This window comes from Halomonas citrativorans (assembly GCF_900163645.1).
In the GTDB taxonomy this organism is placed as follows: Bacteria; Pseudomonadota; Gammaproteobacteria; order Pseudomonadales; family Halomonadaceae; genus Vreelandella; species Vreelandella citrativorans.
This window is the reverse complement of sequence record NZ_FUKM01000048.1, coordinates 211,974-235,310: the sequence shown is the minus strand read 5'-3', so window position 1 is coordinate 235,310 and position 23,337 is coordinate 211,974. Positions and strand designations below refer to the sequence as shown.

Below are 23,337 nucleotides of genomic sequence, written 5' to 3'. Positions count from 1 at the left end.
AAAAGCATTATAGGCGAACGCAATGCAGCCCCATGAGTACCAGCAATATGATGCCACCGGCCTTGCCGAACTGATCTGCCGCCGTGAGGTGAGTCGCGCAGACGTTCTGGAAACTGCTTTCAAGGCGATTGAAGCGATAAATCCTGCCCTGCATGCGATCGTCAGAACGCGGTTTGAGAAAGCCCGGCATGAGAGCGAGGAGATCGCCGATGGCGCGCTCTTTGGTGGAGTGCCCACCTTGAGTAAAGATCTGTTGATGGGGTTGGCCGGTGAACCCTTGGCCTCGGGATGTGCTGCGTTAACTCAGTGGCGCCCTAAAGAGGATTCGCCGATTATCCAGCGCTCGAAAGCCGCGGGCTTGGTCATTATTGGGCAAACGGCCACGCCTGAGTTGGGGTTGATGGGGATTACCGAGCCTAAAGCCTTTCCGCATCCTGTTAACCCATGGCGGGAAGGGTATTCACCTGGTGGTTCCAGCGGCGGTGCGGCCGTGGCAGTAGCTAGCGGAATTGTGCCGTTGGCGTTGGCCGGGGACGGTGGTGGCTCCATCCGTATTCCTGCCAGCTACTGTGGGCTTTTTGGCTTTAAACCTACGCGTGGGCGGATGCCGCTTGACTCAAGCCATGGGGAAGTGTGGCAGGGGGCGGTCATTGAGCACGCGTTGACGCGCAGTGTGCGAGATAGTGCGGCGCTGTTGGAACAGGTAAACGGTATGGCGCCTTCCGGCCCGTACCCGGTACGCGCTGAAACGGGCTTCGTAACGGCATTAGCGTCCTCGCCTAAGCGATTACGCATTGCTATATCGCTGGGCGAGCCTTTAAGCCGTGGCTTGGGCACGCAGTTAAACTCGGAAGTAAAAACAGCGGTTAATAAAGCCGCCGTTGCGCTAACGGAAATGGGCCATGAGGTGGAGTGGTGCGATCCGCCGGTGGATGGTGAAGCCCTGGCAGATAGCTACCTGACGCTTTATCTTGGCCACTTGGCAGCGGACCTTCGCTGGATTAGCCAGCAAACCGGCGTGCCCACTCATCGCTTGGCGATTGAGCCCTCTACACGTGCCATCGGCCGATTAGGAAGCAAACTATTAGCGCAGGATTACGAGCTGGCGAAACGCCATTGGCACGTGGTCGCTGAACAAATGAGCCGTTTTCATCAACGCTTTGATGCGTTGGTGATGCCGGTAAGCGCAGATACCGCGCCTGAAATTGGCGAGCTCTATCCAACAGCGGCACGCGAACGCTTAATGTCTGTGTTGGCCATTCCCGGGGCATCATCGCTGGCGCTAAAGGCTGGCTTATTAAAGAGGCTGGCGGTGGATGCCCTTGGCCGCACGCCGTTCACCCAATTAGCCAATCTGACCGGCCAGCCTGCCATGTCAGTGCCTTTGCATGTTGCCGCCAACGGCCTGCCGGTGGGTGTGCAAATAGTCGGGCGGTTTGGTGAAGATAAACAGCTCTTACAGCTAGCTGCGGCATTTGAACGGCACGATGCCTGGCAGCACCGCTTGCCGCTGCAAGCGTTCCGCTCTTAGGCAGGGTAAACTACGCGGCTTTACTATGCCGCTTGGCCTTATGCATGTATCCAACCTATGAATTAACCGACGCTGGAGACCGCTACTTCGACGGTCTGGTCGACAAGTTTTCACGCTCGCTTTACCAGGCGCCTCGCGGCGAGCTGCGCTTGGCGATGCTGGATTACTTGCTGCCGCAAATGCTTGAACTAACCCAGCAGCCCGTGTTGGATGTCGGCGGCGGGTTAGGCCAGCAGGCGGCGTGGTTTGCCGAACGCCAGCACCCGGTCACCATGGCTGAGCCCTCTCTGGACATGCTTACGTATGCCAAACATTGGCACCTTGAAGCCAAACGGCTGCCTGGCGAGGCGATGACCTACGTGCATGCCCCGCTTCAGGATTTACGCCAGCAAGCACCGGGCCCTTGGCCACTGATTACCTGCCATGCGGTGCTTGAGTGGTTGGGCGACCCGCGCTCAGCGATGGCCAGCCTGGCAAGCCTACTCGCGCCCGGCGGGCAGTTGAGCCTGATGGTGTTTAACCGCGATGCGCTGCGTTTTTCCAATGCGGTGAAAGGCAATTTGGAAAAGGCGCTAAGTGATCGTTTGGAAGGCAAGGGCAAGCGGCAGCGCTTAACGCCTATTTCGCCGGTCACCCACGCTGAGATGGTGGCATGGGGGGCGGAAAACAGTCTTGAAGTGGCAAGCGTTGCGGGTATCCGCGTATTTCAGGACTACCTGCGCCAGCCACCCAGCAGCGATGAAGAGCGTGGGGCGCTGCTGGCGCTCGAAAAGAAGTACTGCCAACAAGACCCGCACTGGCGGCTGGGTCGTTATTTACTCTACACGTTGATTAAACCGGAGACTTCCCAATGAGTGCCCAATCACCTGCCTGCCAACTGCTGGAACGCCAGCAGGATAACTACACGGCACTTATGGTCGTAGCGCCACCGGTTGATGCCTGGTTAATTGCGCAATCCGCAGGCGTTATCAGCGGTGATCTTGGTGTGCTAAACGAGTGGCAAGCGGTAGGCAAACAGGTCTATAGCCCCTTCGCGTTGCCTGAAAATGCCGTTACCCACGGCGAGATAGTGTTGTTCTGGCCTAAAGCGCATCAGCTAGGCATTTGGTGGCTTGAGTGGCTATGCAGCGTGCTACCCACGGGCACGGCCATTGAAATTATTGGTGAGCACAGTGGCGGCGTGAAACGCGTGCCTAACGTACTCTCAGATCGGGGGATGATTTGTGACAAGCGCGATAACGCGCGGCGCTGTTCACTCTTTGCCACACGCACCATCGCGCTTGAGAACACTCTGGAAGACGTTTGGCAGCGCTTTGATGCTTTGGGCTTGACGCTGGTTAGCCATCCCGGCGTTTTTGGTCATGGCAAGGTAGATGAAGGCACGCTGCTACTATTGGACAGCCTGGAAAAAGAGCTGCCTAAAGCGCCTCAACGTATTCTCGATATGGGCTGTGGCGATGGCATTATTAGTGCCTGGCTTGCCAAACGGGGCCATGCGGTAACCGCCGTGGATGTCAGCGCTTTTGCCGTAGAGGCAACGCGCCGCACGCTAGAGGCTAATCAGGTTAATGGGCACGCTTTGCAAAGCGATGTGTATAGCGCATTGGAAAGCGAAACCTACGATTTTATTATTAGTAACCCGCCGTTTCATCAAGAGCGTGACATTAGCTATGGGCCCAGCCAACGCTTGATTCGCCAAGCGCCCAAGCATCTTGCTAACCGTGGGCGTCTCATCATGGTCGCCAATGTGTTCTTGCCTTATCCGGACCTTCTCACCGAGGCTTTTGGCAGCTTTGAAACGCTTGCTGATAATCGGCGGTTTCGGGTCTACCGTAGCCAGCGTAGCTGACACTATTTCCTCACATTTGCCATATTCAACTACCGACGCATCCTCGTTTCACGGCTATTATGCTGATAAGCAGTGGCCAATTGAATGTAAGTTGCACGGGGTGGCAATGATGGTTAGAAACAGCAGAAATATCGTGATGTTAAGCAGTGCGGTTGTGTTGGGTGGATTGCTGGCGCTGGGGTTGGTCGGGGGTGGCAGTTACATCAAACAGGCGGCTGAAGTGTGGCAGCAGTCTTCACGCAATGTCACAGTGCGCGGTTTGGCTGAGCGAGAGGTGGCGGCCGACCTGGTCTTATGGCCGTTTAACTACAGCGTGAGCGCTAATAGCTTAAGCGACCTGGAGCAGCAGCTTTCCAATAATGATCAGGCGATTCGTCGTTTTCTGGAGACTCAGGGATTTGAATCCGAGCATATCAGCACCACGCCCCCCAGGATTACCGATCAGTTCAGCAACCTCTATGGCGGGCAGCGTCCTGATGAGCGTTACCGCGCTGAGGCCACGTTACTGCTGCGTTCGCCGGATGTAGAGGGTGTGATGCAGGCGATCCCAGGTACTTCATCGCTGGTACGTCAGGGGATTTTGCTCTCGCCAAGTTACGAGTACCAAACCGAGTTTCTATTTACCGGCTTGGAGGCGATCAAGCCTGAGATGATTGCCGAGGCGACGGCTGACGCGCGTAATGCCGCCCAGCAGTTTGCAGAAGACTCCGGGAGTCAGGTAGGGCAGATCCGCCAGGCAACCCAAGGCTATTTCTCGATTGATGATTTGGACAGCTATACCCCGCACATCAAGCGTGTCCGGGTGGTTACGACCATCGACTATGCCTTAAAAGACTAGGAAGCGTCATGCACTAAAGCGAGGCATAGCGGATCGCAGTAACGGTGTAGAACACCTTCCCATTCGGGGTAAGCACTTCTATATCGTCATCGACCCCTTTGCTGAGAAGTGCCTTGGCCATTGGCGCGTCGATACTGATCCAGCGCTTTTGTGTATTGATTTCGTCGTGACCTACAATGCGTAGTTGAAGCGCTTCTCCCTCTTCATCTTCCAAATCGACAAAGGCGCCGAAGAAGATTTTATCGAGATTCGCTGGTAGCCGGTCGACCACCTGCAGCTCATCCAGGCGTAGGGTCAAATAACGAATCCGCGCAATCACACGGTTTAGCTCTTTCTTGTTGTAAGTGTAATCAGCGTTTTCACTACGGTCGCCAAGCGCAGCGGCTTCGCCTACTTTTGTTGAGAGTTCGGGGCGTTTGACTCTGGATAAGTGATCCAGAATGCCGCGTAAACGCGCGGCGCCCTCGGCGGTAATCAAATTGCTTTTGGGTGCCTGGCGTGGATCTTTTGCCGGATCGCGCCAGCGGGTCATATTACGGCCTTTCATTCGCGTGCTCTCATTTCGTTAAGGGCGGCACTTTTAAGACACTTACTCTACGTGAAAAAAAGCATCTTAGGTAAAAGCGCGTTGAATTACCGAGCTCACTAGCGAATCATTCAAACGTTCGTTACATTGTGGGGGTGGGCTATTTCGCGCCTGGTAATGCGAGCCTATACGCCGATATAAAAATAACGCAGGAGATTATAATGCACGCACTACCTTTTTCTCGCTTATTAATAACCGCCGGGCTCAGCAGTATGCTAGCGCTCTTACCCTTAACGGCCACGGCGTATGAAAGTGAGTTGTTTTCTTTGAAGAACCGCTGGGAACATACGATGAGTGGCTTACCTGCTAACCAGCGTGAGGGCACGTTAAAGGTTTTGTCCGACGAAGCGACAACGCTGGTAAGCGAAAATTCGGATCAGCCTGAACTGCTGGTTTGGCAGGGCATAATTTTGGCTTCTTATGCGCGTGAACGTGGCGGTTTCGGCGCGCTGGGTATCGCTGGTGATGCGCGTGACGCGCTTGAGCAGGCCATTGCACTTGATCCGCAAGGAGGAAACGGTTCTGCCTACGTCACACTGGGCGCACTTTACGACAACGTGCCTGGGCGCCCAATTAGCTTTGGAAGCAGTGAAAAAGCTCGGCAAATGTTCCAGCGTGCCGTTGAGATTCGTCCTGAAGGTATCGACGTCAACTACTATTACGCCGAGTTCCTGCTTGATGAAGGGGACACCGCCGCTGCTCGCGAGCACGCTGAACGTGCGGTGAGTGGTACTCCACGGGCGCAGCGTGAACTCTCCGATGAAGCGTTACGCCGGGATGCCCAAGCCATGTTGAACCGTCTGTAACCCCGCCCAGGTCAGATTGGCATTCCCGGTAGCAAGCATTGATAATGGGGTAATTGTGATTACTGGGAGTGCCGCATGGCATTCATTGCTAAAACTGCATCGCTAGAAACACCGCCTTTTGGCCGTGACGATATAGAACTGATTGAGCGTAAAACGCTTCATCAGGGCTTTTTTCGCTTGGAAGCCATGGAGCTTCGCCATCGGCTTTTTGAAGGTGGCTGGAGCAAGCCTATGCATCGCGAAGTGCACCGCCGTCGCGATGCGGTAGGCGTATTGCTTTACGACCCCGCAAGAGATGCGCTTGTGCTGGTGGAGCAGTTTCGTGCTGGCGCTTTCGATGATCCCGTCTCGCCCTGGAAGCTGGAGCTGGTTGCAGGGCTAGTTGAAAAAGATGAATCACTTGAAGATGTAGCCCGGCGTGAAGCGCTGGAAGAGTCGGGCTGTGTCGTAGGGCCGTTAACGCTAATGCATACGTACTATCCAAGCCCCGGCGCCTGCAACGAACGCGTAACGCTTTTTTGTGGGCTGGTTGATACACAAGGTATCGGCGGTATTCATGGCCTTGATGAGGAGCATGAAGATATTCGTGTTCACGTGGTGTCTTTTCCGACCGCGTGGGAACTCTTGACACAGGGAAGACTCGACAACGCCATGTGTTTGATTGGATTGCACTGGCTAGTTGGTCAGCGTGCTTCGTTGCGCGCGGCATCCCAACGAGCGCTCACGTAAAGCGAAAACCACGAGGAGTGTTCATGGCAAGAACAGCCTATGTCACCGATTTAAAGTCGCTCCAGGGGGAGTGCAGTGCCAACTATCTGCGGTTATTACGCCTGGTGGGTGATATGGAGAGCGGCCAACGCCGAGAGATCGCCTTAAGCAGTGACGAACAGCACTTTGGTGATTTGCAGCTTACCGTATTGGAACATGCCCCTTACACCACCATGGTGGAGGTTACTCAAAGCGGTCCGTTGGATACAGTTATGGACGGCCCGCGCATGCGCGTGCACCTTTACCACGATGTGCGTATGGCGGAGGTGACGGATTTTCAGCGCCAGCGTCACTTTAGTGGCCGCTATCGATACCCTAATGCACAGATGCATCAGCCTGACGAAAAGCTCCAGCTAAACCGCTTTTTAGGCGAATGGTTAGCGCATGGGCTAGCACATGGTCATACCTGCGATTTACCGGAGGTGCGCTAATGCGCCTTGTACAGATTACCGATGCTCACTTACATGCTGATGTTACTACGCGTTCGCGCGCGGGTGTTCCTTGGCTGCATTTTCAACGTGTTCTCGCGGCAGCAGCGGCCGAACGTCCGGACGTTATCGTTGTGACGGGAGATATCAGCCAGGATGAAACGGCCGCCTCATATACACTGGCCAAGGAGGCGTTGGCTGGCCTTCCTTGCCCGTGGTTTTGGCTCCCGGGCAATCACGACCAGGTAGAATTCATGTGCGCTGAGCATCCGCTGCTTGATGAGGTGGATTTGCAGCAGTGGCGTCTGTTGCTGCTCAACACCCAAGTGCCGGGCCAACCCTTCGGCGAGCTGGGCAGCGAACAGCTGATGGCATTAACGACACGCTTGGAAGAAGATGACCGCCCAACGCTGATTGCCATGCACCACCCACCGGTTGATGTTGGCGCTAACTGGATGGATGCTATCGGCCTACAGGACCGTGAAGCGTTTTGGCAGGTTTTAAGTGCTTATCCTCAGGTTAAAGTTGTGCTGTTTGGTCACGCTCACCAAGCGTATGCGCAGCACATTGAAGCAGCGGCAGGTTCTGTGAGTGTTTACGGCTGTCCAGCCATGTCTGATCAGTTTATGCCGGGCGCTGATGTATTTACGATTGATGAAGCCTCACGGCCTGGTTACCGAGTGGTAGATCTTAACGGTGAGCAGTGGGATACCTGGGTCGAACGCGTTGATGTATAGCGATGTCATGCTTTTTTTATTCGTTAGGCTATAAAAGAATAAAAAGATAGTTATTAATTCTTTTGGGTTATTATCGACTCGGCGTTACTCTATTCACAATCGAACGTATAACGTTTTAATTCAGCGTGTACTGCAAGCTTATAAAAATTGGCTTGTTTTGTGAGGTAGCAGACCATGACTCAGTTCTCCCCACTCTCTTCGACGCCCCGGCGTGAGGCGCCCAGCGCACTTAGCGCCGCGCGCCTCACCCATTTAAAACAGCTTGAAGCCGAGTCCATTCATATCATTCGTGAAGTGGCGGCTGAGTTCAGTAATCCGGTCATGATGTATTCGATCGGTAAAGACTCATCGGTGATGCTGCATCTGGCGCGGAAGGCATTTTATCCCGGTACCCCGCCGTTTCCGCTGATGCACGTGGATACCACTTGGAAATTCCGGGAAATGATCGATTTTCGTAACCGCATGGCCGAAGACGCGGGTATGAAACTGATCGTGCATACCAACGAAGAGGGGCGTGCGGCGAATATCAACCCGTTCGAGCATGGCAGCGCCAAATATACCGATATCATGAAAACCCAAGCGCTCAAGCAGGCGCTGGACAAGTATGGCTTTGACGCTGCATTTGGCGGTGCCCGGCGCGACGAAGAAGCCTCTCGGGCCAAGGAGCGCGTCTACTCCTTCCGCGACAAATACCACCGTTGGGATCCCAAAAATCAGCGTCCTGAGCTCTGGAACATGTATAACGCCAGGGTCAACAAGGGTGAGTCGATTCGTGTGTTCCCGCTTTCCAACTGGACGGAACTGGATATCTGGCAGTACATCTATCTGGAGTCTATCCCGATTGTGCCGCTGTACTACGCAGCCAGGCGCCCAGTGGTTGAGCGCGACGGCATGCAGGTGATGGTAGACGACGATCGTTTGCCGCTAGCGCCAGGTGAAGTGCCTGAAGAGAAGTCGGTGCGTTTCAGAACGCTTGGGTGCTACCCGCTAACCGGCGCAGTGGAGTCTGAAGCGGCAACGTTGCCGGAAATTATCCAGGAAATGCTGCTGACCCGCACCAGTGAGCGCAGTGGCCGCGCCATTGATCGCGACCAAGTGGGTTCGATGGAGAAGAAAAAGCGCGAGGGCTATTTCTAATGTCTCACCAGTCTAATTTAATCGCCGATAACATCGAGCAGTACCTGCACGAGCATGAAAACAAAGACCTGCTGCGTTTTATTACCTGTGGCAGTGTCGACGACGGCAAGTCGACCCTGATCGGCCGCTTGCTGCACGACTCCAAAATGATTTTTGAAGATCAGCTAGCAGCGATTACTCAAGCGTCCAAAACCAGCGGTACTACGGGTGATACGGTTGACTTGGCGCTATTGGTAGACGGTCTGCAGTCCGAGCGTGAGCAGGGCATTACTATTGATGTCGCCTATCGGTTCTTCTCGACGGATAAGCGCAAATTTATCATTGCCGATACGCCAGGCCATGAGCAGTACACACGTAATATGGCCACCGGTGCTTCTACGGCAAGCCTTGCGATTATCCTTATCGACGCTCGCTATGGCGTGCAAACCCAAACGCGTCGGCATAGCTTTATTGCTGACTTGTTGGGCATTCAGCACTTGGTAATTGCTGTCAATAAAATGGATTTAGTGGGCTTTTCCGAGCAGCGCTTTGAGGAAATCAAGGCAGAGTACCGCGCGTTTGCAACGAATTTGCAGGTGGACGATATCCAGTTTGTGCCCATGTCGGCGCTCAACGGCGATAACGTCGTTAACCGTAGCGAGCACACGCCGTGGTATCGTGGCGAGACGCTGATCGAACTACTCGAAAATACCGAAATCAGCCAAGACGACAACCTGACGGATCTGCGTTTGCCCGTACAGTATGTCAATCGGCCGAACCTGGATTTTCGTGGTTACTGCGGGACGCTGGCCGCCGGCATCTTACGCCCCGGCCAAGCGGTAAAAGCGCTGCCTTCGGGTAAAACCTCTACCGTGGCGAGAGTCGTCACTTTTGAGGGCGATTTAAGCGAAGCCTATCCAGGCCAAGCGATTACCGTGACGCTTGAAGACGAGATCGATATTTCTCGTGGCGACTGGCTAGTAAGTGCCGATGCGGATGTGCCGCTTTCCAACCGGTTTACCGCTGATGTGGTCTGGATGCATGAAGACCCACTAACCCTTGGTAAGCTTTACGACTTTAAACTCGCCACCCGCGACCTTTCCGGGCAGATCAGCGCTATTGACTATCAAATTGATGTTAATACGCTTGAAAAGCACACAGCGCAGGCGTTAAACCTCAATGCGATTGCCCGTTGTGATATCGAGCTTACCGCCACCGTACCCATCGATAATTATCGGGTTAGCCCTAAAACGGGAAGCTTTATTATTGTCGATCGGCTGACCAACGTAACGGTGGGGGCGGGAATGATTCGTGAAGCGGGATCACCAGGTGCTGCTGAAGCGCCCACCACGGACTGGTCAGCGTTTGAGAAAGACCTTAATGCGCTGGTACGCAAGCACTTTCCGCACTGGGAAGCCAACGATATTAGTCAATTGCTCAAACGCTAAATCATTTTTTATCAATAGTCTTTATCAACAGGTTAGCCCGCTTTAATTAAGCGGGCTTTTTTATATCTACTTAAATCAAGCATCTCTAATCTAGCGGTCGGTTCGCTTGACGCTCTCCCAGGATACGCCACACTGATAAAGCGTTTTTTAACGCACACCTCATCACGAAAAGGAGAGCATGATGAACCAAGCACTACATAGTAAACGCGTCGCTATTGTGGCGGCCGATGGCTTTGAAGAGTCTGAGCTAAGTTCACCGCGTGACGCACTCAAAAACGCCGGTGTTGATGTTGATATCGTGACACCTAAAGGCAAAGATATTCGTGCCTGGGCAGAAACTAATTGGGGTGATACATATTCGGCTGATAAAGCGCTGACAGACGTCAATGAATCTGATTATCACGCCTTGGTACTGCCTGGCGGCTTGTTCAACCCCGATGAGCTGCGCATGAACGAGGACGCGCTTAGCTTCGTAAAAGAATTCTTCCAAGCGGGTAAGCCGGTAGCCGCTATCTGTCATGCGCCATGGATCCTCATTAATGCAGGCGTTGTGGATGGCCGCAAGATGACCTCGGTGGCAAGCGTTGCCCAGGATTTACGTAACGCCGGTGCCAACTGGGTAGATGAAGCGGTGGTATGCGATAACGCCTTGGTCACTAGCCGTACTCCCAAAGACCTGGATGCGTTCAATGCCAAGCTCCTTGAAGAGCTGCAAGAAGGGCGTCACTCAGGTCAACACGCCTAATGTCATGGTTGAGCCCGTGGGCAAGCTTTGTTAAAAGGCTTGTCCACACGGTTGCAAAACCGATGAAGCGAGACCGTGGCCGCGGGGGGATGGTCGTTCATCCTTACCGTGGTTACGGTTCGTCCAGTGAAGTGTTTTTGATGGGGCGGGTGTTCCGCCAAGCCGCTCTTGGCCGCGCTATTCCACGCCGAGGGATGCTGCGCGACACAGCTGATGTAGCGCGCCGCATTTTTCGACGGGGCCTGGCGGGTGCCCAGGTTGATATTCGTATCGGTGAAAACGAACTGTCCCTGACAACCGACCGGGACGGCTATTTCGATGCACACCTTCCCATTACCCATTCGCTGCCTATCGATGTGTCCTGGCATCGAGCGGATATTATGGTGCATGCGGTAAACCAGTCGCCTGTACGTACTAACGTTGAGGTATACGTACCGCCACCGGAAACAGACCTGCTGATTATTAGTGATATCGATGACACCGTCATGTTTACAGGTGTCGCCGAAAAACTAAAGATGCTCTATCGCCTGTTTGTGCGTAAACCCCATCGGCGTACGGCGTTTCCAGGCGTTGCCTCGCTTTATCAGGCGCTGCACCGGGGCGAAAGTGAGAAGGCCGAACGACCCATTTTGTATGTATCCCGTGGGCCTTGGGCTATTTATGAAATGCTCGAAACGTTCTTTCAGCTTAATCGAATTCCGGTGGGTCCGATCCTGTTTCTACGCGAGTGGGGAATTTCGCTGCGTCACCCCTGGCCGCGCCGTGCCGAAGCTCACAAGCGCCTGTTAATTGATCGAATGTTGACGCTGTTTGATGAGCTACCGTGCATCCTGATTGGCGATAGCGGGCAGCATGACCCGGAAGTATATACCGAGATCGTGAAAGCCTATCCTGGGCGTATCAAGGCAATTTATATCCGCCGCGTGGATAAAGACCCTGAGCGCGAACAGGCCATTCAACGGCTTCGCGATGAGCTGGTCGATTCCGAGTGCGACCTGGTACTCGCCCCCGACAGTGTATTAATTGCTGAGCACGCCCACGCCAATGGGGATATTTCAGCGCGGGGCTTGGAAGCGGTCGAGCGCGATGTAAAAGAGCATCGCGAAGAAGAGCGTCGTGAAGCCCAGGGGTGAGGCTAGCCTCAACGCTGTTGTTGCTAGCCCGACCATGATAAAACGAAGGCTTTCCCTGTTTTCTCCTATTGAGTGTTAGGTCATCATGGTCGTTCTATTCGTCGTGCTGTTACTCGCGGTATTTATACTGCCCAATGTATGGGCGAAGTGGGTTCTAAAACGCCATATGCGAGGACGTAATGACTACCCTGGCACCGGCGCCGAGCTTGCCGAGCATTTGCTACGGCGTCTGGGTATTAAAGACGTTCCCGTTGAGCGTACCGAATTCGGCGATCATTACGACCCAGAGACGCGCTGTGTGCGCCTTTCGCCTGACCATTATGATGGGTGCTCGTTAACGGCGGTTACCGTTGCCGCTCATGAAGTAGGCCATGCGTTGCAGCATCACCAGGGCTATGCGCCACTGCTGGCGCGCAGCCGCTTGGTGGGTGTTGCCCAAAAGGCAGAAAAAATGGGCGCGATTCTGATGATGGCCGCGCCGTTTTTATTCTTGTTGACGCGCGTGCCGGGCGGTTTGGCGTTAGTTATTGGCATGGCGGTGATCAGCTTTGGTACCGCCGCCTTGGTTCATCTGGTCACGCTGCCGGTGGAGTTTGATGCCAGCTTCAACCGCGCATTGCCGCTTTTAAAAGAGTACGTACCGCCTTATGACATGCCGGGAGCCCGGCACGTGCTTACCGCCTGCGCGTTTACCTATGTCGCGGCTTCACTTGCCAGCATGCTGAACCTGGGCCGCTGGTTGGTGATCTTGCGCCGCTAAACGTTAACGACTAGCGCTCGCTTAAAGTACTGTTTTTACAGCCTATTCCGGCTTGTTGGCAATAATCACTGCACGACGTGGCGCCGGGTAGCCTTCGATGGTGCGAGTACGATCATTGGGGTCTAAAAAGTCGGCCAAGGATTGATAGGTCATCCACTCGGTGGAGCGCTGCTCCTCCAGTGTCGTGACTGCTTCATCGACCACGCGAATATTGGTAAAGCCGCAGCGGCTAAGCCAGTGGCAGAGCGCCTTAGAGGAAGGCAGAAAGTAAACGTTCGGCATCGCGGCGTAGCGCTCGCCGGGCACAAAGACCGTTTGCTCGTCGCCTTCCACCACCAGCGTTTCCAGTACCAGCTCGCCACCCGGGGCCAGGGCCGCTTTCAGCTGCTGAAGATGTTCGAAAGGGGAAGCGCGGTGGTACAGCACGCCCATGGAGAACACCGTATCAAAAAAGCCGAGGTTTTCCGGTACATCCTCGATTCCGACCGGTAGAAACTGAGTGCGCCCACCGTCTGCGTCGCCCACAAAGTGGCGCACTGCTTGGAACTGCCAGTAAAAGCGTGGTGAAGGGTCAATCACCAGCACGAAGGCCGCTCCTACACCGGTCATCCGCCAGGCGTGATAGCCGCTGCCACCGCCTACATCTAACACCTTGCGGTATTTCAGGGGCGCTAAATGAGGCGCCACGCGCTGCCATTTCCAATCAGAGCGCCATTCGGTGTCGATATGAATGCCGCCCAGCGAGTAGGGCCCCTTGCGCCAGGGCGCAAGCTTTTTAAGCAAATTGAAACACTGGCGCTGCTGGCTATCGTTTAGGGCAAGCTCTACCGTTAGCGTATTGCTGTCCAGTTGAACGTGGCGCTCGGCCGGCAAGGCCGGTAGTTTGGCTACGGCTTTTTCCCAAGCAGGCAGGTCGCCATGACGTTGGCGGTCAAGCCCTCTGGCCAGCTGCTCGGGCAATTTAGCCAGCCAGGTCGTTAAGCCTTGGTCTAAAAACGCCTGATAAAGTGCGCGGTGATCATCAGGGAGTTCCACTTAACTCTCCTTAAACGCAATGACAGAGGCAAAGTTCAGGTATTGAAACCACGTTACCGTACGTGGGAAGCCTGCCTGCTGTAAGCGCTGATGCAGCGCATCCAGCGTATCGGGCACCAACACGTTTTCAAGCGCGGTGCGCTTTTGGCTGATTTCCATGTCGCTGTAACCGTTGGCGCGTTTGAAGTCATGGTAGCGCTCTACTCGCCAGGCATTATCCCGCTCATCTACATCAACGGTTTTTTCCGATAAAACCAGCACGCCGCCAGGCTCCAGGGCGTCAAACAGTCGCCTTAACAGTGCATCCCGGTCGGCGGGTGGCAAAAACTGTAGCGTAAAGTTAAGAATGATCATGCCGGATGGCGCATACTCCAGCGTGCGAATGTCGGCTTCTTCCACGCTCATGGCGTGTTCAGGGCACTCTTCGGTGAAGGTCTGGCGAGCACGCGACACCATCGCTGGCGATAAATCGACGCCGGTATAGCGAAACGCATCAGGGGCGAGTGCGCCCGCAAGCGCTAGGCCTGAGGCGCCGAGCGAGCAGCCCAGGTCATACACGTGCCCGCCATGGCGAAGGTGACGCTGGGCAATCAGGCTCAGCATGCCCAGAATTTGGCCGTAGCCTGGTATAGAGCGACGGACCATGTCGGGAAAACAAGCCACTACCTGTTCATCGAACGAGAAGCGTGCCACTCGATCAAGGGGTGTCGAAAAGATAGCGTCACGGTAAGATGCATTACTCATTGGCAAGCCGGGAATCATCAAAAGGGGGGAGTAGTTTACGCGCCCTGATTTGACCAGAACAGACCCGAGCTGCATGGTTCGACGCCACAGGAGACGGCAAATGGCCTCAGCATCACGCGCCACCCCCGATAAACTGCCCGCGTGGCAGGCATTAAAACAGCATGCCGATGAACTCAAAGGCGTCCATTTAAAAACGCTATTTGGCTCGGAGAGCAGCCGATGGACGCATTTTACCCGCCATGAGGCAGGCCTGACGCTGGATCTTTCCAAGCAGCGCTGGGACGACGATACGCTTGAGCATCTGTTAGCGTTGGCGCACGATGCGGGTGTGCCCAGCGCCATTGATGCTTTGTTAAGCGGCAAGCGGGTTAACGTTAGTGAGAACCGCCCAGCCTTGCACACAGCGCTGCGTTTACCGGCCGATGCAACGCTGAACGTTGAAGGGGAAGATATTGTCGCCGGGGTGCAGGAAAGCCTGGCACAAATGGAGCGCCTGGTGTGCCGTTTGCACGCCGGACAGTGGCGAGGAGCCACGGGAAAGCCCATTCGGCATGTGGTGAATTTGGGCGTCGGCGGCTCGGATTTAGGGCCGTTGATGGTGACCCACGCGCTGGCCGATTATCGGCCTGACAATATTCATCCTGTTGAGGTGCATTTTGCCTCCACCATGGATGGCTCGCAGTTGGCCGATTATTTAGGGCGCCTAAATCCGGAAACGACCCTCTTTGTGCTTTCCTCCAAGTCGTTTACCACCATTGATACACTTTCCAATGCCAATACGGCCAGAGACTGGCTGTTGGGCCGTTTAACTCAGCATAGTGATTTTGTTAGCGCTCCACCGGTAAGCGCTGAACTCATTGTGCGCCAACACTTTATTGGCGTGTCGGCCAGTCCCGAGAAAATGAGCGAGTGGGGCATTGCGCCAGACCACCAGCTTAAATTCTGGGAGTGGGTAGGCGGGCGCTATTCGCTATGGGGCACGATTGGTTTGCCGATTGCCTTGGTCGTAGGCATGACGCATTTTCGCGCGCTGTTGGCCGGAGCCCACGCCATGGACCGCCACTTCAGTGAAGCGCCCATGGAAGACAATCTGCCTGTGCTGCTAGCCTTGGCCGGTATCTGGAACGTTAATTTTCTGGATATCCGCGCCCACTCGATCCTGCCTTACGATGGCCGGTTGGAATATTTTGCCGCCTACCTTGAGCAATTGGAAATGGAGTCCAACGGCAAGTCGGTTACCCGCCAAGGCCAGGCAGTCAATTATTCAACCTGCCCGGTGCTGTGGGGGCAGCTGGGTCCCAACGCCCAGCACGCGTTTTATCAACTGCTTCACCAGGGCACTCAGTCGGTTGTGTGTGACTTTATCGCCCCGCTCAAGCGTTACGATGAGGTAGAAGACCCAGATACCCGCCGCCATCTCAAAGCGCAGCACCGGCTAGCGCTTGCCAACTGCTTTGCCCAGTCCCGTGTTCTGATGCTGGGCGATGATGCCCTGGAAGATGACGGCCCCCGTCCAGAGCACAAACGCTACCGTGGCAACCAGCCATCGACCACTGTGTTGCTTGATAAGCTAACGCCGACCACGCTAGGGGCGTTAATCGCTCTTTACGAACATAAGGTCTTTGTTCAAGCGGTGATATGGGATATCAACCCGTTCGATCAGTGGGGGGTGGAGCTTGGCAAGCAGATCGCGACCGATACCCAGGGCATTATCGATGGGCAGGGCGATATTACCCGCATGGATGCCTCCAGCCGCGGATTGATCGAGGCGTTTTGGGCGGCAGAGCAGGATGGGTAACTGCCTCTGGCGTCTATGAAAAAAGCGTGCTTCCACTTTTCCTGCCATGTATTAGATATGGCTGGATATACAGCTTTTTGCTATTCTAGCAATCTTTGTCGGCTGCCTGTACGAGTCACAGGCGGCTGCCAGCTTTACCCTTCAGGAACCGACGTTACATGACCCAGTTTGATGCCTCTCAGTACGGCGCGAGTTCTATCGAAGTCCTGTCAGGGCTCGAGCCGGTACGTAAGCGTCCCGGTATGTACACCGATACCTCACGGCCCAATCACCTGGCCCAGGAAGTGATTGATAACAGCGTCGATGAAGCGCTGGCCGACCACGCCTCTTTTATTCGTGTCATGTTGCACAGCGATGGGGGCATCGAGGTTCAGGATGACGGCCGAGGTATGCCGATTGACCTTCACCCCGAGCACGGCGTTTCAGGGGTGGAGCTGATTCTTACCAAGCTGCACTCTGGCGGTAAGTTCTCCTCTTCAAGCTATCGGTTTTCCGGTGGCCTTCACGGCGTTGGCGTCTCGGTCGTCAACGCGCTTTCACGGCGCTTGGAAGTAGAAGTGACTCGTGACGGCGCGCGTCATGCGATTGCCTTTGAGCACGGCGAAAAAGTCGAAAATCTGCATGAAATCGGCAAGGCTGCGAAACGTGCTACCGGAACCCTGGTGCGTTTTTGGCCGGATGAAAGCTATTTCGACAGCCCCAAACTGGCCGTTTCAAAGCTTAAACATCTACTGCGCGCCAAAGCGGTACTCTGCCCAGGGCTTGCCGTTACGCTGATTGAGCCAGATGGAACAACGACGGAATGGGCCTATGCTGATGGTCTGCGCGACTATTTAGCCGAAGCCACCGATGGTTATGAAGTGCTGCCTAATGAGCCGTTTGTTGGTCACTTTAGTGACGACGAGCACGGTGTGGATTGGGCCATTCAATGGCTGCCGGAAGGCGGTGAATCGCTGCTCGAAAGCTACGTCAACTTGATCCCCACGCCGCAAGGTGGCACTCACGTTAACGGTTTTCGATCAGGACTACTGGATGCACTGCGCGAGTTTTGTGAATATCGTAGCCTGCTGCCGCGCGGCATCAAACTCACCGCCGATGATCTTTGGGAGCGCGTCTCTTTCGTGCTCTCGGTGAAAATGCTCGACCCCCAGTTTGCTGGGCAAACCAAAGAACGGCTGTCATCACGCACTATTGCAGGTTTTGTATCCGGGGTAGTGAAGGATGCATTCTCGCTGTGGCTAAACCATCATATCGATCAAGCCGAGCAGTTGGCTGAGCTAGTGATCAACGCCGCCCAGCATCGCCAGAAAAAGGCCAAGAAGATAGCCCGTAAAAAGGTGACGTCAGGCCCTGCACTGCCGGGTAAGCTGGCGGACTGCTCAGGCCAGGATCCATCGCTCAGCGAGTTGTTTCTGGTCGAGGGCGACTCGGCCGGGGGCAGCGCCAAGCAGGCACGTAATCGTGAAACCCAGGCAATTCTGCCCCTACGCGGTAAGATTTTGAATACCTGGGAAGTCGAGACCCACGACATTTACGGCTCTCAGGAAGTTCACGACATCGCCGTTGCCATTGGCGCGGACCCCAGTAGCGCGAACCTCGAAAAGCTGCGCTACCACAAGATTTGTATTCTTGCGGATGCGGACTCCGACGGCCTGCATATTGCCACGCTGCTGTGTGCGCTGTTTGTACGTCATTTCCCCGCACTAGTGGATGCAGGCCATGTGTTTGTCGCCATGCCACCCCTTTACCGCATCGATTTAGGTAAAGAGGTCCACTATGCACTCGATGAGAGCGAAAAAAATGCCGTTCTCAAACAGCTGGCAAAAAAACGCGGCACTCCGAATGTACAGCGCTTTAAGGGCTTGGGTGAAATGAACCCGCTACAGCTGCGAGAAACTACCATGGCGGTCGAAACCCGTCGCCTGGTACAGCTAACGCTGGAAGAGGGCGACGGCACCATGGAAATGATGGATATGCTGCTCGCCAAGAAGCGCGCCAGTGACCGCAAGAAGTGGCTGGAAGATTACGGCAACCTCGCAGACATTGAGGTATAACCCCCGATGAGCATGGATATTCAGGTAGCGGAAGGCGATGTCGAACGTCTCTCCTTGCGCGACTATACCGAAAAAGCGTACCTCGACTACTCGATGTACGTCATTCTAGACCGTGCGCTGCCTAACATTGGCGACGGTATGAAACCCGTACAGCGGCGGATCATTTACGCCATGCGTGAGTTGGCGCTTCACGCCAACGCCAAGTACAAAAAATCAGCGCGTACCGTAGGCGACGTATTGGGTAAGTTTCACCCCCATGGTGACAGCGCCTGTTACGAAGCCATGGTGCTGATGGCGCAGTCGTTTAGCTATCGCTACCCACTGGTGGATGGCCAAGGCAACTGGGGGAGTCCAGACGACCCTAAATCGTTTGCCGCTATGCGCTATACCGAAGCCAAGCTCTCCAGGTTTTCTGAAGTGCTGTTGGGTGAATTGGGGCAGGGCACAGTCGACTGGGCACCCAATTTTGACGGCACGATGCAGGAACCCCTCGTACTGCCTGCCAAGCTGCCCCATGTACTGCTCAATGGCGGTACCGGAATCGCCGTAGGCATGGCCACTGACATTCCGCCGCACAACGTTAGCGAAGTGGTCGAGGCTACCTGCCATCTGCTGCGCAACCCACAGGCGACCACGACCGACCTGATGGCGTTTGTACCCGCGCCGGACTTTCCTACGGACGCGGAAATCATCACGCCCCAAGCCGACCTGCGTAAGCTTTATGAGTCAGGTCGAGGCTCGGTAAAACTGCGCGCTCGGTATACCCGCGAAGACGCCAATATCGTGATCACCGCCGTACCGTATCAGGTCAGCGGTGCCAAGGTGCTTGAGCAGATTGCCGCACAGATGCAGGCGAAAAAGCTCCCCATGGTGGCCGATCTTCGTGATGAATCAACACACGAAGAGCCCACGCGCTTAGTGATTGAGCCGCGCTCCAGCCGCGTGGATGTCGAGTCGCTGATGGCCCACCTGTTTGCCACCACGGACCTGGAAAAGAACGTGCGGGTAAATATGAACGTGATCGGCCTGGACGGCCGCCCGCGGGTCATGCCCCTAACGGATATGCTGGGCGAGTGGCTACGCTTTCGCCGCACCACGGTGCGCCGCCGGTTGGAGCACCGCCTGGGCAAGGTTGAAGACCGTCTGCACATTTTGGAAGGCTTGCTGACGGCCTATCTGGATCTTGACGAAGTGATCCGAATTATTCGTGAGGAAGATGACCCAAAAGCCTCGCTAATCGCCACTTTTAGTCTCTCTGAGCGCCAGGCTGAAGCGATTCTCGAACTGCGCCTGCGCCACCTTGCCAAGCTCGAAGAGATGAAAATTCGCGGCGAGCAGGACGAGCTGGAAAAAGAGCATAAGTACCTTACGGGCTTGCTGGGCAGTGAAGCAAAACTAACCACGCTGATCGAAAAAGAGATTCGTGCGGCGGGCAAAGAGCACGGCGACGAGCGCCGCTCACCGTTGGTTGAGCGCAGTGAAGCCAAGGCACTTTCGGAAGTTGAGCTGCTGGGCGCTGATCCGATCACCGTAGTGTTGTCTGATAAAGGCTGGATTCGCGCTGCCAAAGGGCACGATATTGATCCTGAAGGGTTGTCCTATAAAGCTGGTGATAGCTTCCATCTGGCCGCCCGGGGAAAAACCAACCAGCCGCTGGTAGTGCTGGACGACACGGGACGCGCTTACACCCTAGCGGCCCATAATTTGCCCAGCGCGCGGGGCCAGGGTGAACCGGTGACCGGTCGGGCAAATGTCTCGGCAGGGGCACAAATGGCTGGGCTAATGCTTGCCCCGCCCGAGCGGCGCTTTGTATTGGCAAGCGACGGTGGCTATGGGTTTATGGCCCGTTTGGACGCGCTTACCGGTAAAAATAAAGCCGGTAAAGCGGTACTCAGCGTACCCAAAGGCTGCAGCGTGATGGCGCCCATCGAGGTGCCGGACGGTGAAGAGCTGTGGGTGGCGTCGGTGTCTAACGAAGGCCGACTACTGCTGTTCCCGCTTGAGCAGTTGCCTGAAATGACCAAGGGTAAAGGCAACAAAATGCTCGATATCCCCGGCCCGAGAGCCGCCCGACGCGAAGAGTTTGTACGTGATGTTACTGTTCTCTCGGCAAGCGACGCACTGCTGGTTCACGCCGGTAAGCGCAAGCTGACCTTGAAAGCGGATGATTTGGCGTATTATCGCGGCGAAAGAGGGCGGCGAGGCAGCAAGTTGCCGCGCGGCTTCCAAAAAGTTGATCGGTTAGAGGCGGGAGAGTAGCTCATGACAAAACGTTGTTTAATTCGTGCAACCGGTATGGCGCGTTCCGGTCAGCTAGAGGGCTTTGGAAAAGTGTTGGCCCGCACGAACGCCCAGCTTTTGGATATTAATCAAAGCGTGACGTTTGGCATGCTCTCTCTGGAAGCCCTGGTGGGGCTTGAACACGATAACGCGTTGGAGGCGACGCTCAGTGAGGCGGGCGATGCGCTAGGGCTGGATATTCAGGCGATTACGGTTAACCCCGGCGATTATCAACGCTGGAGTAATGAGGCAAGTCAGCCTCGTCTGATTTTGACACTGCTGGCGCCGCATTTACCGGCAGGCATACTGGCTGAAATCGGTATTTTAACGGCAGAATTTGGGTTAACAGTCGAGCTGATTCACCGGCTTTCTGGGCGTGAATCGCTGGACGGTAGCGCGCCTTCCGGCGGTGCCTGCGTTGAGTGCTGGTTACGTGGCGACGAGGCGAATATCGAAGCGCTGCGCGAAAAGGCGTTGGCACTAGGAGGCGAACATGGCGTGGATATCGCCATCCAGGAAGACTCGATCTGGCGGCGCCATCGCCGCCTTGTGTGCTTCGATATGGATTCCACGTTGATCAAAGCCGAAGTGATTGATGAGCTGGCCCGGCATCACGGGGTGGGTGATGAGGTTGCCGAGGTGACTGAACGGGCCATGCGTGGCGAGCTGGATTTTCAGGAGAGCTTTCGCGAACGCATGAGCAAGCTGAAAGGCCTGGATGAGTCGGTGCTGATCAAGATTGCCGAAGAGCTGCCGTTAATGGATGGCGTAGAGCGTTTGATGGCTAATTTAAAGCGCTTCGGTTACCGCACCGTGATTCTATCCGGGGGCTTTACCTATTTTGCCCGCCATTTACAGGAAAAACTCGGCTTTGATGAGATTCATGCTAATGAGCTGGTGATTGAGAGCGGTAAAGTCACTGGTGAAGTGACGTTGCCGATCGTTGATGCTGAGCGCAAGGCAGAGCTTTTGGAGCAGATTGCGCTGCGCGAAGGCTTTACGTTGGAGCAGACCATTGCTGTGGGCGATGGCGCCAATGACCTGAAAATGCTGGCTAAAGCGGGATTGGGTATCGCGTTTCGAGCCAAGCCGTTAGTACGCGCTCAAGCGCGTCAGGCGATCTCGACACTGGGCATTGATGCCGTGCTGTATCTGATTGGTTATCGCCAAACGGACCTGATTGATTAAGTGCTTTTCGGCTAGCCAATGAGTCGGTGCGTAACGTACCGACTCAATAGTACGCGCTATATAAATCCGACAACTACTGGGTGGTGGATAGTGCAATGCCCTGATACTCGTGGATCAGGTGCTCAAGCCTTTCTACCTCGCTCTTACTGAGTTCAGGCGAATCCCATAACGGGTTGCCTTCTGCATCGTCAAGGCCTTCAACGGTTACCGTGAGCGTTACCTCGCTGGGTATTTGCGTGTTTCCCCAGGCGCTAAAACGATTAGGTGCCAAGCGCCACATGGCCGTTTCACCTGCTTCAAGACCGCCCGCAATTACATAGTAAAACGTTTCATCAACCCAGGGCGCGGACCGGTCAGCGCTGGTCACAACACCTCTTAAAAATACTTGCGAGACGGCCTGCTCCGTATGATTGGTCACCTCAATATCCAGCGCTGGTTCCGGCGTGCCGTATGGGCTTTGGCTTATATAATAGCGTGCGCTATCAATGCTAAAGCGTTCCCGTTGCTCGCGGTCTGTAGCTGCCCGCGCTTGCTTTTCAGTCAACCGGGCAAGGGTTGAGAGCGCCTGCTGACGCTCTCTGGCTCGCCTCTCGCGTAGAATATCGTCGGCGCGTTTAATTACCTGGTCGCCCGTTAAACCATGCATGCGAACGTTGGCCGATTCAGCGATCTCGGCTGCATTCATTCGCTTAGTGCTAAGTAAGGCCATACTGCCAAAGTTTGGCATCGCCATAATAGCGAGCGCTTTATCAAACTCATCGCGCTTATAAGCAGGCATCGCTTCACGTACATTCTCAATTGAGACAACCGCGGCCGGCATGGAGCTGGTATCTATTTTGGGGTCTGAGCAACCGGCTAACACACATAGCGATAGCGTAATGGCAGACAGCCGTAGGAGGCTCCACATACATTCACCTCATTATGGTCAAAAACGCTGTGGAGCTTACCGGAAAGCGCTAACGACCACTACTATCTCTGTCATTGTTAAGCGCTTTACCTATCGATTGTGGGCTGTGGAAGTTTAGAAACCGTGACCGTGTAGAGACTGTTTTTCTCACTACAGGGCCATGGCCGGAGGGCTAACCGTGGCCTTTGTCGGGATGGGGGACGGGTTTATCACCGACTTCCTCTGAGCGAAGCTCTATCGGTTTGCCTTGCGTTTTTTGGGTATGCTTCAAACGCAAGTGCAGGCCGGTTTTGGCAAGCAAATGGGCGCTGACAGGGGCGGTAATAAACAGAAATAGCGTGATGAGCAGCTCTTGGATATCAATGTGACCATCGACGCTCCAAAAATAACCCATTGAGGCAATCAGCATGCAGCCAATACCCAGCGTAGTGGCCTTGGTAGGGCCATGCAGGCGCATATAAAAATCGCGTAGGTGAGCCATCCCCAGTGAGCCGATAAATACGAATACGCCGCCGGTGATAAGCATTAAGGAAATAAGTGCTTCTACAAAGATCGACATGGCGACGCCTCCGGGTGATACGAGACA

The 23,337-nt window shown here is 55.0% G+C and carries 22 protein-coding genes; 17 read left to right on the top strand and 5 right to left on the bottom strand.

The annotated features are described in order from the left end of the window. Positions 1 to 22: 22 nt before the first annotated feature. The 4 genes from CZ787_RS12285 (at position 23) to CZ787_RS12270 (ending at position 4,218) form a co-directional block, all read left to right on the top strand. The gene (locus CZ787_RS12285; protein ID WP_087109577.1) at positions 23 to 1,531 is read left to right on the top strand and encodes an amidase; all 1,509 of its coding nucleotides are present in this window, start codon (positions 23 to 25) and stop codon (positions 1,529 to 1,531) included. A gap of 44 nt (positions 1,532 to 1,575) precedes the next feature. Beyond that, the gene (locus CZ787_RS12280) at positions 1,576 to 2,385 is read left to right on the top strand and encodes a methyltransferase domain-containing protein (protein WP_087109575.1); all 810 of its coding nucleotides are present in this window, start codon (positions 1,576 to 1,578) and stop codon (positions 2,383 to 2,385) included. Next, positions 2,382 to 3,380 carry a methyltransferase gene (locus tag CZ787_RS12275; RefSeq protein ID WP_087109573.1) on the top strand — a complete coding sequence of 333 codons (999 nt, stop codon included), beginning with the start codon at positions 2,382 to 2,384 and terminating at the stop codon, positions 3,378 to 3,380. Before CZ787_RS12280 ends, CZ787_RS12275 begins: the two co-directional genes overlap by 4 nt. Positions 3,381 to 3,480: 100 nt before the next feature. Beyond that, the gene (locus CZ787_RS12270) at positions 3,481 to 4,218 is read left to right on the top strand and encodes an SIMPL domain-containing protein (RefSeq protein WP_087109695.1); all 738 of its coding nucleotides are present in this window, start codon (positions 3,481 to 3,483) and stop codon (positions 4,216 to 4,218) included. A 13-nt stretch (positions 4,219 to 4,231) separates the two neighbouring features. On the opposite strand, the gene greB is transcribed toward CZ787_RS12270, so the two are convergent. Further along, positions 4,232 to 4,765 (bottom strand): transcription elongation factor GreB, encoded by a 534-nt coding sequence (gene greB / locus CZ787_RS12265; protein ID WP_087109571.1) that lies wholly within the window; start codon positions 4,763 to 4,765, stop codon positions 4,232 to 4,234. A gap of 200 nt (positions 4,766 to 4,965) precedes the next feature. On the opposite strand from greB, the gene CZ787_RS12260 reads away from it, so the two are divergent. From CZ787_RS12260 to CZ787_RS12220, 9 genes are all read left to right on the top strand, one after another. Next, positions 4,966 to 5,610: a tetratricopeptide repeat protein gene (locus CZ787_RS12260; protein WP_087109569.1), complete on the top strand. Its 645-nt coding sequence runs from the start codon at positions 4,966 to 4,968 to the stop codon at positions 5,608 to 5,610. A gap of 75 nt (positions 5,611 to 5,685) precedes the next feature. Beyond that, a complete protein-coding gene (locus CZ787_RS12255) occupies positions 5,686 to 6,339 on the top strand; it encodes an NUDIX domain-containing protein (RefSeq protein WP_087109567.1) in 654 nt (217 codons plus the stop codon). A gap of 23 nt (positions 6,340 to 6,362) precedes the next feature. Next, entirely contained in the window at positions 6,363 to 6,809 is a 447-nt protein-coding gene (locus CZ787_RS12250; RefSeq protein WP_087109564.1) for a DUF1249 domain-containing protein, read from the top strand. After that, on the top strand, positions 6,809 to 7,543 hold the full coding sequence (locus CZ787_RS12245) for a metallophosphoesterase (RefSeq protein WP_087109562.1): 735 nt from the start codon (positions 6,809 to 6,811) through the stop codon (positions 7,541 to 7,543). Before CZ787_RS12250 ends, CZ787_RS12245 begins: the two co-directional genes overlap by 1 nt. Before the next feature lie 174 nt (positions 7,544 to 7,717). Beyond that, positions 7,718 to 8,680 (top strand): sulfate adenylyltransferase subunit CysD, encoded by a 963-nt coding sequence (gene cysD, locus CZ787_RS12240; protein WP_087109560.1) that lies wholly within the window; start codon positions 7,718 to 7,720, stop codon positions 8,678 to 8,680. Continuing rightward, complete coding sequence (gene cysN / locus CZ787_RS12235; RefSeq protein WP_087109558.1) at positions 8,680 to 10,107, top strand: sulfate adenylyltransferase subunit CysN; 1,428 nt, start codon at positions 8,680 to 8,682, stop codon at positions 10,105 to 10,107. The genes cysD and cysN overlap by 1 nt, the downstream gene beginning before the upstream one ends. 181 nt (positions 10,108 to 10,288) lie before the next feature. Continuing rightward, complete coding sequence (locus CZ787_RS12230) at positions 10,289 to 10,852, top strand: type 1 glutamine amidotransferase domain-containing protein (RefSeq protein WP_087109555.1); 564 nt, start codon at positions 10,289 to 10,291, stop codon at positions 10,850 to 10,852. After that, the gene (locus CZ787_RS12225; RefSeq protein ID WP_087109553.1) at positions 10,852 to 11,985 is read left to right on the top strand and encodes an App1 family protein; all 1,134 of its coding nucleotides are present in this window, start codon (positions 10,852 to 10,854) and stop codon (positions 11,983 to 11,985) included. Before CZ787_RS12230 ends, CZ787_RS12225 begins: the two co-directional genes overlap by 1 nt. Before the next feature lie 85 nt (positions 11,986 to 12,070). After that, positions 12,071 to 12,745, top strand: coding sequence for a zinc metallopeptidase (locus tag CZ787_RS12220; RefSeq protein ID WP_087109551.1), 675 nt, complete (start codon positions 12,071 to 12,073; stop codon positions 12,743 to 12,745). Between the two features lie 42 nt (positions 12,746 to 12,787). On the opposite strand, the gene cmoB is transcribed toward CZ787_RS12220, so the two are convergent. Continuing rightward, positions 12,788 to 13,780, bottom strand: coding sequence for a tRNA 5-methoxyuridine(34)/uridine 5-oxyacetic acid(34) synthase CmoB (gene cmoB / locus CZ787_RS12215; protein ID WP_087109549.1), 993 nt, complete (start codon positions 13,778 to 13,780; stop codon positions 12,788 to 12,790). Beyond that, positions 13,781 to 14,524: a carboxy-S-adenosyl-L-methionine synthase CmoA gene (cmoA, locus tag CZ787_RS12210; RefSeq protein WP_087109693.1), complete on the bottom strand. Its 744-nt coding sequence runs from the start codon at positions 14,522 to 14,524 to the stop codon at positions 13,781 to 13,783. Positions 14,525 to 14,624: 100 nt separating this feature from the next. Between cmoA and pgi the strand changes: the two genes are divergently transcribed. The 4 genes from pgi to serB all read left to right on the top strand — a co-directional run bounded on the left by pgi (position 14,625) and on the right by serB (position 21,844). Then, positions 14,625 to 16,322 (top strand): glucose-6-phosphate isomerase, encoded by a 1,698-nt coding sequence (gene pgi / locus CZ787_RS12205; protein WP_087109547.1) that lies wholly within the window; start codon positions 14,625 to 14,627, stop codon positions 16,320 to 16,322. 158 nt (positions 16,323 to 16,480) lie between these two features. After that, entirely contained in the window at positions 16,481 to 18,376 is a 1,896-nt protein-coding gene (gene parE / locus CZ787_RS12200; protein ID WP_087109545.1) for a DNA topoisomerase IV subunit B, read from the top strand. A gap of 6 nt (positions 18,377 to 18,382) precedes the next feature. After that, positions 18,383 to 20,635 carry a DNA topoisomerase IV subunit A gene (parC, locus tag CZ787_RS12195; protein WP_087109543.1) on the top strand — a complete coding sequence of 751 codons (2,253 nt, stop codon included), beginning with the start codon at positions 18,383 to 18,385 and terminating at the stop codon, positions 20,633 to 20,635. A gap of 3 nt (positions 20,636 to 20,638) precedes the next feature. Then, entirely contained in the window at positions 20,639 to 21,844 is a 1,206-nt protein-coding gene (gene serB, locus CZ787_RS12190) for a phosphoserine phosphatase SerB (RefSeq protein WP_087109541.1), read from the top strand. Between the two features lie 73 nt (positions 21,845 to 21,917). Here the strand turns inward: serB and CZ787_RS12185 are convergent, their stop codons facing one another. Together CZ787_RS12185 and CZ787_RS12180 are read right to left on the bottom strand one after the other, a co-directional pair. Then, a complete protein-coding gene (locus CZ787_RS12185; RefSeq protein WP_328514783.1) occupies positions 21,918 to 22,751 on the bottom strand; it encodes a DUF6694 family lipoprotein in 834 nt (277 codons plus the stop codon). A 172-nt stretch (positions 22,752 to 22,923) separates the two neighbouring features. After that, positions 22,924 to 23,310, bottom strand: coding sequence for a Na+/H+ antiporter subunit G (locus CZ787_RS12180; RefSeq protein ID WP_087109539.1), 387 nt, complete (start codon positions 23,308 to 23,310; stop codon positions 22,924 to 22,926). Positions 23,311 to 23,337 lie beyond the last annotated feature (27 nt).